Origin of the sequence: Piscinibacter sp. (assembly GCF_050175855.1) — a bacterium.
In the GTDB taxonomy this organism is placed as follows: Bacteria; Pseudomonadota; Gammaproteobacteria; order Burkholderiales; family Burkholderiaceae_C; genus Piscinibacter.
Genome location: NZ_JBFXIO010000216.1, coordinates 1 through 8,673, shown reverse-complemented (window position 1 = coordinate 8,673; position 8,673 = coordinate 1). Strand labels below are relative to the sequence as shown.

General features: G+C 73.9%; 9 protein-coding genes. 4 read left to right on the top strand and 5 right to left on the bottom strand.

Features of this window, described 5'->3' with window-relative positions; genetic code table 11:
- Positions 1 to 974: CaiB/BaiF CoA transferase family protein (locus AB7U92_RS16150; protein ID WP_428578959.1), on the bottom strand; the 974-nt coding region annotated here is incomplete at its 3' end.
- 50 nt (positions 975 to 1,024) lie between these two features.
- Positions 1,025 to 1,477 carry a redox-sensitive transcriptional activator SoxR gene (gene soxR, locus AB7U92_RS16145; RefSeq protein ID WP_428578956.1) on the bottom strand — a complete coding sequence of 151 codons (453 nt, stop codon included), beginning with the start codon at positions 1,475 to 1,477 and terminating at the stop codon, positions 1,025 to 1,027.
- Positions 1,478 to 1,518: 41 nt separating this feature from the next.
- Here soxR and AB7U92_RS16140 point away from each other — a divergent pair, with 41 nt between their 5' ends.
- Positions 1,519 to 2,865, top strand: a complete 1,347-nt coding sequence (locus AB7U92_RS16140) for an MFS transporter (RefSeq protein WP_428578954.1) — start codon at positions 1,519 to 1,521, stop codon at positions 2,863 to 2,865.
- Positions 2,866 to 2,871: 6 nt separating this feature from the next.
- Here AB7U92_RS16140 and AB7U92_RS16135 read toward each other — a convergent pair whose 3' ends face one another.
- The 3 genes from AB7U92_RS16135 to AB7U92_RS16125 form a co-directional block, all read right to left on the bottom strand.
- Positions 2,872 to 3,255, bottom strand: a complete 384-nt coding sequence (locus tag AB7U92_RS16135) for a RidA family protein (RefSeq protein WP_428578952.1) — start codon at positions 3,253 to 3,255, stop codon at positions 2,872 to 2,874.
- Positions 3,256 to 3,277: 22 nt separating this feature from the next.
- The gene (locus AB7U92_RS16130) at positions 3,278 to 4,702 is read right to left on the bottom strand and encodes a sensor histidine kinase (RefSeq protein ID WP_428578950.1); all 1,425 of its coding nucleotides are present in this window, start codon (positions 4,700 to 4,702) and stop codon (positions 3,278 to 3,280) included.
- Between the two features lie 144 nt (positions 4,703 to 4,846).
- Complete coding sequence (locus AB7U92_RS16125) at positions 4,847 to 5,818, bottom strand: alpha/beta hydrolase family protein (protein WP_428578948.1); 972 nt, start codon at positions 5,816 to 5,818, stop codon at positions 4,847 to 4,849.
- Positions 5,819 to 5,888: 70 nt separating this feature from the next.
- On the opposite strand from AB7U92_RS16125, the gene AB7U92_RS16120 reads away from it, so the two are divergent.
- The 3 genes from AB7U92_RS16120 to AB7U92_RS16110 all read left to right on the top strand — a co-directional run.
- Entirely contained in the window at positions 5,889 to 6,839 is a 951-nt protein-coding gene (locus AB7U92_RS16120) for a LysR substrate-binding domain-containing protein (RefSeq protein WP_428578946.1), read from the top strand.
- Between the two features lie 19 nt (positions 6,840 to 6,858).
- Positions 6,859 to 8,322, top strand: coding sequence for an amidase (locus AB7U92_RS16115; RefSeq protein ID WP_428578943.1), 1,464 nt, complete (start codon positions 6,859 to 6,861; stop codon positions 8,320 to 8,322).
- A gap of 33 nt (positions 8,323 to 8,355) precedes the next feature.
- A partial coding sequence (locus AB7U92_RS16110; protein ID WP_428578940.1) for a protein adenylyltransferase SelO family protein occupies positions 8,356 to 8,673 on the top strand: 318 nt, incomplete at its 3' end.

Genomic DNA, 8,673 nt, shown 5'->3' with positions numbered 1-8,673 from the left:
TCGGCGGCTATGTCGGCCACGGTGTAGATGCGGCCGGCCGGCACGGTGGCGGCATCGAGAGCGGCGAGCACGGCGTCGATCTGGCGCTGCAGCGTCCAGGCCTCGATGGCCGCATCGATCTCGCCCACGCGCGCCACGCGGCCATCGTTGCGCGCCAGCGCCGGGTCGTCGGCGAGGTCCTCGCGGCCGATGGCGCGCATCAGCCGCTTGAAGATGCCGTCGCCGTTGCCGCCGATCAGCACGTAGGCACCGTCGCCGCAGCGGTAGGCGTTGCTCGGCGCGATGCCGGGCAGCGCCGAGCCGGCCGCACCGCGCACCGCGCCGAAGGCGTCGTACTCGGGCAGCAGGCTCTCCATCACGTTGAACACGCTCTCGTACAGCGCCACGTCGACCACCTGCCCCTGCCCGCCATTGACCTCGCGGTGGCGCAGCGCCAGCAGCACGCCGATCACGCCGTGCAGCGCGGCCAGCGTGTCGCCGATCGAGACACCGCAGCGCACCGGCACGCGCCCCGGCTCGCCGGTGAGGTGGCGCAGCCCGCCCATCGCCTCGCCGAGCACGCCGAAGCCGGGCTTGTCGCGGTACGGGCCGGTCTGTCCGTAGCCCGAGACGCGCAGCATCACCAGTTTCGGGTTGAGCGCGTGCAGCGCCTCCCAGCCCAGGCCCCAGCCCTCCATCGTGCCGGGCTTGAAGTTCTCGATCAGCACGTCGGCCTCGGCGGCCAGCGCGCGCACCGCGGCCTGGCCTTCGCGGCTGCGCAGATCCAGCGCCACCGAGCGCTTGTTGCGCGACTGCACCTCCCACCACACCGAGGTGCCCTCGCGCAGCAGCCGCCAGGTGCGCAGCGGGTCGCCGCCTTCCACCGGCTCGATCTTGATCACGTCGGCGCCGAAGTCGGCCAGCGTCTTGCCGGCGAACGGGCCGGCGATCAGCTGGCCGAGCTCGAGCACCTTCAGGCCCTGCAGTGCATCCATGTGCGGTTCTCCGTTGCGGACAGCATGGTATCGGCGGCCGCCGGCCGGCTTCACTCCGGCAGCGTCGGCAGGCGCTGCGCACCGCTGCCCTGCTGCGCGCAGGCATCGGCCGGGTTGTAGAGCGCGCAGGCGCGCAGCGACAGGCAGCCGCAGCCGATGCAGCCGTCGAGCCGGTCGCGCAGCGCCTGCAGCGCAGCGATGCGCGCCTCCAGACGCTCGCGCCAGTGCGCCGACAGGCGTGCCCAGTCGGCCTTGGTGGGCGTGCGCTGCTCGGGCAGCGCCGCCAGCGCCTCGCCGATCTCCGCCAGGCCGATGCCGAGCTGCTGCGCGGCGCGGATGAAGGCCACACGGCGCAGCTCGGCGCGCGCATAGCGACGCTGGTTGCCGGCACTGCGCTGCGAGCGGATCAGCCCGCGCGACTCGTAGTAGTGCAGCGCCGAGACGGCCACACCGGCGCGTTCCGCGAGTTCGCCCACGCTGAGCGGAAGGTTCTTCGTCGCCATCGCTTGACCTCAAGTGAACTCGAGGTTCTATTCTGCGCGCCATGACGACCGCCACGCTGGCCGCATCGGCCGAAGAACCGCTGTTCGCCCCCGGCCGCCGGGCCGCCTGCCTCGGCGCCGTGACGCTGGTCTCGCTGCTGGCCTTCGAGGCGATGGCGGTGGCCGCGGCGATGCCAGCGGTGGCGTCGGCGCTCGGCGGCGACTCGCTCTATGCGCTCGCCTTCGGCGGCATGCTGGCGGCTTCGGTGCTGGGCATGGTGGCCTCGGGCCAGCTCTGCGACCGGCGCGGGGCCCGGCCGGCTGCGGCGATCGGGCTGGCGGTATTCACCGCCGGCCTGCTGGTGGCAGGCCTGGCGGGCAGCATGGCCAGCGTCGCGGCCGGTCGCGTGCTGCAGGGCCTGGGCAGCGGCATGCTCGGCGTCGCGCTGTACGTCGGCACCGGGCAGATCGTGCCGAAGGCGCTGCACCCGCGCCTGTTCGCGCTGTTCGCCGCAGCGTGGGTGGTGCCGGGCCTCGTGGGCCCGCCGATCGCGGCGTTGCTGGTCGGCCAGTTGGGCTGGCGATCGGTGTTCCTGGGCGTCGCCCTGGTGGTGCCGGTGGCCGCGGCGCTGCTGCTGCCCGCACTGCAGCGCGCGACGGCCTCCACGACGACGTCGGCGGCGTCGCCGCGCGCACTCGCCTGGGCCTCGCTCGCCGCCATGGGCGCCTTGCTGCTCAATGCCGCGGCCAGCCTGGGCTCGATGCCCGCCACGCTGGCCGCGTTGCTGGCCGGCAGCGCCGTCGCGCTGGTCGCGGCGCGCACGCTGCTGCCGCGCGGCAGCCTGTGGGCGGGGCGCGGCCTGCCGGCCGTGATCGCCTTGCGCGGGCTGCTGGCCGCCGGCTTCGGCACGGCCGAAGCCTTCGTGCCGCTGTACCTCAACCGCGCGCACGGCTGGACGCTCGGCGAAGCCGGCCTGGCGCTGAGCACCGGCGCGGTCTGCTGGAGCGCCGGCAGCGCACTGCAGGCCCGGCTGCAGGCGGATGCGACCCGCCAGCGCGGGCTGTTCGCCGGCCTGGCGCTGGTGGCCGCGGGCATCACGATCGCCGGATTGCCGGCGCTGCTGCCGGTGCATGCCGGCGTCCTGGTCGGCGGCTGGGCGATCGCGGGATTCGGCATCGGTCTGTCGTTCCCGATGCTGTCGGTGCTGACCTTGCAGCTGTCTGCCTCTCACGAACAGGGCCGCAACGCCTCGGCGCTGCAGCTGGCCGACGCGCTGTGCAGCAGCGCCGCGCTGGCGCTGGCCGGCGCGCTGTTCGCACACGGCGGCGGATTCCTCGCCGTGATGCTGCTCGCCGCCGCGCTGCCGGCGCTGGCCGCCCTGCTCGCGCGGCGGCCGTTTGCTGCGTGACCGCGACTAGGCGCGGTGCCGCGCCGTGACCTCGATCTCGATGCGCATGCGCTCGTCGAGCAGGTCGGCGCAGATCATGGTCGCGGCTGGCCGCACCGGGCCCATGAAGCGCGCGAGCACCGGCATCGCCGCGTGGAAGTCCTCGCGCGCGGGCACGATGTAGTGCACGCGCACCACATCGGCCAGCGAGGCGCCGGCCTCGGCCAGTGCTCGCTCGATGTTGCGGAAGCACTGCTCGGCCTGCGCCGCCGCACCCTCGGGGATGCTCATCGTGGCGTAGTCGAACCCGGTGGTGCCGGAGACGAAGATCCACTCGCCGTCGACGACGGCGCGGCTGTAGCCGATCTCTGCCTCGTAGGGTGAGCCGGAGCTGATGAGGCGGCGGGTCATTCGTGTTCTCCCGTGGGGTCGGTCAGGGGGCCGGCTCGAGGGCTGGCTCGGGTGCCGGCTGCAACAGGGCACCCGTCAGGCGCAAACCGATCTGCGCGCCCTGGCCCGGCTGCGCCGTGGCCCAGATGCGCCCGCCCATCGCCTCGACGGCGCGGCGCGCAATGCTCAGGCCCAGGCCGTGGCCGAGCTGCTGCGTGCCGGGGGCGCGGAAGAAGGGTTCGAACAGTCGGGGCGCAAGCTCGGCCGGGAAGCCGCAGCCATTGTCGCGCACATGCACGACCACGTCGCCGCCTTCCACCGCGGCATCGACCTCCACGCGTGGCTCGTCGGCTCCGCTGGAGAACTTCACCGCGTTGCCGATCAGGTTGACCAGCGCGGTGCGCAGCAGTACCGGATCGGCCTGCAGCCACGCCGGCATGGCGCCGCAGCGCAGCGAGGCGTTGCGCGCCTCGGGATGCGCGAGGCGCACCTCGTCGAAGGAGGAGGCCACGACCTCACCCAGGTTCACCGGCACGCGCTGCGCCTGCGTCTCGCCCACGCGGGCGAGCTCGAGCATCGCGTTGACCATCTTCACCGACGCATCGCACTGGCTGGCGATCAGCGGCAGCGCGCGGGTGGCCAGCGTGGCGTCGCCGCGCGCCATCGCGTCGGCCGCGGTCTGCGCCAGCTGCGACATGCCGCCCAGCGGGCCGCGCAGGTCGTGCGAGACGCCGCGCGCAAACGACTCGAGCCCACCGATCAGCTCGTGCAGGTGCGCCGTGCGCTCGCCCACGCGGGTCTCGAGTCGCTGGTTGGCATCGCGCAGCTGCAGCTCGGCGGCGTGGCGGCGCGCGACCTCCGCCTCGAGCGCGCGATGCCGGCGCAGCAGGCTGACCGTGAGCACCAGCAGGCCGAAGACGATCACCGCCACGCCGGTGTAGTACTTCAGCTGGTCGGCCGGCACGCCCGCGACGCCGAGCACGAACGGCAGCAGCGGCAGCGTCAGCAGGGCCAGGCCGAGCAGCGCATGGGCATTGCCGGGCTCGCTGCGGGCGCGGTCGAAGGCCAGCACCGCCGCGCCGAGGTAGGGCAGCAGGCCGGCCACGTGGAAGGCACGGTGCGTGAGGCCGCCGCCGATCGCCATCCAGGCGAGGCAGGCCACCGCCGGCACACTGCACGCCACGACGACGTGGCGCAGTGCGCCCGTTGGCCAGCCGAGGTACAGCACGACGCCGCCGGTGCGCAGCAGGATGGCCACGCCGACGGTGATGGCCGACAGCCGCTCGGGCAGGGTATCGATGCCTTCGCCGGTGTTCGGCGCCAGGTCGCTGAAGAGGTACCAGCCGGCCGCCACGGCGAATCCGATCGCCAGCAGCCAGGTGCCGGGTTCGCGCGAGCGCAGCCACACGGCGGCGAACATCACCGCAAGCACGGCCATGACCAGCGACTGGACGACGATGACGTTCAATGCACGACGACCCCAGGGGCACCCCGCGCGGATCGTAGCGGCCACCGCACCGGGTGCGCGTGAGCCAGCGCATCGCCACGGCCCGGCGGCTGGAATGCTTCACGGCTGCGCCTTGTGCGTGGCCGTTGCAGTCCGCCCGAAAACCTAGGGTTGCACCGGAACCTGCAGCCCGGCAGCGCGCAGGGCGGGGGTGGCGGCTTCGATCGGCGCCAACAGCCGGGCCCAGGCACGCGCCCCCGGATCACGGCGGAACACCCCGAAGTGGCCGAGCCGGCGACGGCCCACTTCGGCCGGGGCCAGCTGGTGTCGTTGCACGGCCGCGTTGCGGAACTGCACGGCCAGCGCATCGATCGCCCGCGGCGGCGCGTAGGTGAGATCGTCGTCGACGCCCCACAGGTGGACCGGCGCGAGCACGGCCGACGCGCTGCGGTGCGGCGCCATGGCCGGGTCGGCGTAGGCCCAGCCGCGGCGCAGGCCCCAGTGGCCCCATTGCCGCGCCACGCCCGCCGGCAGCGCCTGCGCCCCCGGGCCCAGCGCCCAGCCCGGAAGGTGGCCGAAGCCGGCCACCACCGCGGGCACCCAGGCGCGGAAGAAGACCTGGGCCACCGCGCCGTGCACGCCCGGGTACAGGCGCGGCTCGCCGAGTTGCGAGCCCACGCCGAGGATCGCGTCGGCACGCTCGACGCCGCGTGCGAAGGCGATGCAGTTGCCGCCGAAGCTGTGGCCCACCAGCAGCAGTGGCAGACCGCGGCCCGCGCGCCTGGCCTCGGCGGCGGCCAGCGCGGCGCTCATGTCGAGCACGGCCCAGTCGCGCATCGTGGCGCGCTCGCGGCGCAGCGAACCCTCCCGCGAGCCGCCGATGCCGCGGTAGTCGTAGGTCAGCACCGCATAGCCGCGCGAGGCCAGCCACTGCGCGAAGGCGCCGTAGAAGCCGCGCGGCACGCCGGTGGCCGAGCTCACCAGCGCCACCGCGCGCGCCGCACCCTGCGGCGGCTCGAACCACGAGGCGGCGAGGCGGCGGCCGTCGTCGGCGATCAGCGCATGGGCTTCGGCGCGCGGTGCGAAGGCTGCCGCGGCGGCACTTCCCGCGGCGCTGTGAAAGGTGGTGCTGGTCATGCGGCGCACTCTAGGTTGGCGCGTTTTCGTTGACTAGAATGAATTGAATTGACTCATTGGTGAGCATCGATTGACAAACAAGCGAGCAGATGCCGCACGCCGCTCGTCGCTGGGCCGCACCGGCCCGGCCCTGCCGGACGCCGGCGCCCTGGAGTTCTTCGCGCGCGTGGCGGCCGCCGAGAGCTTTGCCGCAGCGGCACGTGAACTCGGCCAGACACGCGCCGCCGTGAGCCGGCGTGTCGCACAGATCGAAGCGCAGCTCGGCACGCCGCTGTTCGCCCGGCACACCCGCGCGGTCGGCCTCACCGAAGCTGGCCGTCGCCTGCTCGCGCGCGCGCGCTTCGTGCTCGAGGCGGCCGAGGCGGCGCGGCGCACGCTGCGCACGCGCGCCAGCGGCCTGACGGGCACGCTGCGCGTGACCACCGTGCCGGTATTCGGCCAGACCGTACTCGGGCCTCTGCTGGCCGCTTTCCAGGCGCACCATCCCGATTTGCAGGTGGAATTGCGCTTCACCGCGCGGCGTGTCGACCTGCTGCGCGAGGACATCGATCTGGCCTTCCGCATCACCGAACGCCCGCCGGAGGACTGCATCGCCCAGCCGGTGTTGCGCTTCGCCGTCGGCGCCTATGCCGCGCCGGGCTTCAAGCCGAAGCTGCGCCATCCGCAGGACCTCGCCCGCGCGCGCTGCCTGGTCTTCGGCGCGGCGGCCGAAGCGCAGACGCTGCGCTGGCACCACGAGCCGAGCGGTGAGCACGCCGCGGTGGAACTGCGGCCGTGCATGTCGGCCGATGACCTGGGCACACTGCAGGCCGCAGCGCGCGCCGGCGGCGGCGTCGTCTTCACGCCCGACTTCGCCGTGCGCGACGACCTGGCCCGCGGCACGCTGGTGAACGCGCTGCCCGGCTGGCGGCTGCCCATCCCCGAGGGCGACACCGTGCAGGCACTGACCCTGCCCCTGGCCGTCGCGCCCGAAGCGGCGCGCGCCCTGGTGCGCTTCGTGGCCGACTCGCTGCGCCACTGAACGAGCAAGGAGACACGCCTTGGACCCGAAGGAAGCCGAGCGCTCTGGCGACGACCCGACCGCGCTCGGCGCGCTGTCGCTCTCGCGCGCCATCCGTGCCCGCGAGCTGTCGTGTCGCGAGGTGATGCAGGCCTACCTCGAGCGCATCCACCGCCTCAATCCTCGCTTCAACGCGATCGTCAACCTCGCGCCGGACGAGCTGCTGCTGCGCCAGGCCGACGAGCGCGACGCCGAGCTGGCGCGCGGACAGTGGCGCGGCTGGATGCACGGCCTGCCGCAGGCGATCAAGGACACCGGCCAGGCGGCGGGCTTCCCCACCACCTGGGGCTGCGAGCTGCTGGCCGGGATGACCGCGCGCGAGGACAGCCTCTACGTGACGCGCATGAAGGCGGCCGGCTGCATCGTGATCGGCAAGACCAACATGCCCGAGTTCGGCCTCGGATCGCACACCTACAACTCACTGTTCGGCACCACCGGCAACGCCTGGGATCCCTCGCGCAGCGCCGGCGGCAGCAGTGGCGGTGCGGCGGTGGCGCTGGCGCAGCGGCTGCTGCCGGTGGCCGACGGCTCCGACTTCATGGGCTCGCTGCGCAACCCGGCCGGCTGGAACCACCTGTTCGGACTGCGCCCCAGCCCGGGCCGCGTGCCGGGCTGGCCGCGGCCCGAGCTGTACGTGTCGCAGCTCGGCACCGACGGGCCGATGGCACGCCACGCCGCGGATCTCGCTGCGCTGCTGCGCACGCAGTCCGGCCCCGACCCGCGCGTTCCGCTGTGCCTGTCCGACACGCTTTCGGAAGACGACGAACCGTCCTCGCTGTCCGGGCTGCGCATCGGCTGGCTGGGTGACCTCGGGGGCCACCTCGCCGTCGAGGCCGGCATCCTCGACGTCTGCGAAGGCGCACTGCGCCGCATGGCGGCGGCCGGCGCCCGGGTCGAGCCGCTGTCGCCCGGCTTCTCGCCCGCGACCGTGTGGGACGCCTGGCTGGTATGGCGCCGGGCCCTGGTGGCGCCGGGCGTGGCCGCGGTGCTGGCCCTGCCCGGCGCGCGCGAGCGCATCAAGCCCGAGGCGCTGTGGGAGCACGACAGCGCACAGGGCCTGAGCTTCGCGGAGTTCATGCGTGCCAGCGCGGCGCGCGGCCAGTTCCACGGCCAGATGCTGCGCCACTTCGAGCGCTTCGACCTGCTGGCGCTGCCGGTGGCCCAGGTGTGGCCGTTCGATGCGTCGCAGGACTGGCCGCGCGAGATCGCCGGGCGCACGATGGACACCTACCACCGCTGGATGGAGGCGACGCTCTACGCCACCTTCGCCGGCGCGCCAGCACTGAGCCTGCCGGCCGGCTTCGACACCACCGGCCGCCTGCCAATGGGCCTGCAGCTGATCGCCGCGCCGCGCGCCGATGCGCTGCTGCTGCGGGTGGCCGCGGCCTGGGAGGCCCTGGTGCCTGATCTGCTCGCGCGCCGACCGCCGGAACCCGCCCCCTGAGCGGGGCCACGCGAAGCCCGGCACACTGGGCACATGCTCCGCTTCGGATTCGATCACTCCTACGCCCGCGACCTGCCGGGCGCTTACGTCGCGTGGAAGCCTGCCGCGGTGCCCGCGCCGCAGCTGCTCTTCCTCAACGAGCCGCTCGCCCACGAGCTGGGGCTGGACCCGGCGGCTCTGCGCGCGGCGGATCCCGGCGCGCTGTTTGCCGGCAACCTGTTGCCTGAAGACGCCCAGCCGATCGCCCAGGCCTACGCCGGCCACCAGTTCGGCGGCTTCTCGCCGCAGCTCGGCGACGGCCGCGCCCTGCTGCTGGGTGAGCTGATCGACCGCCACGGGCAGCGGCGCGAC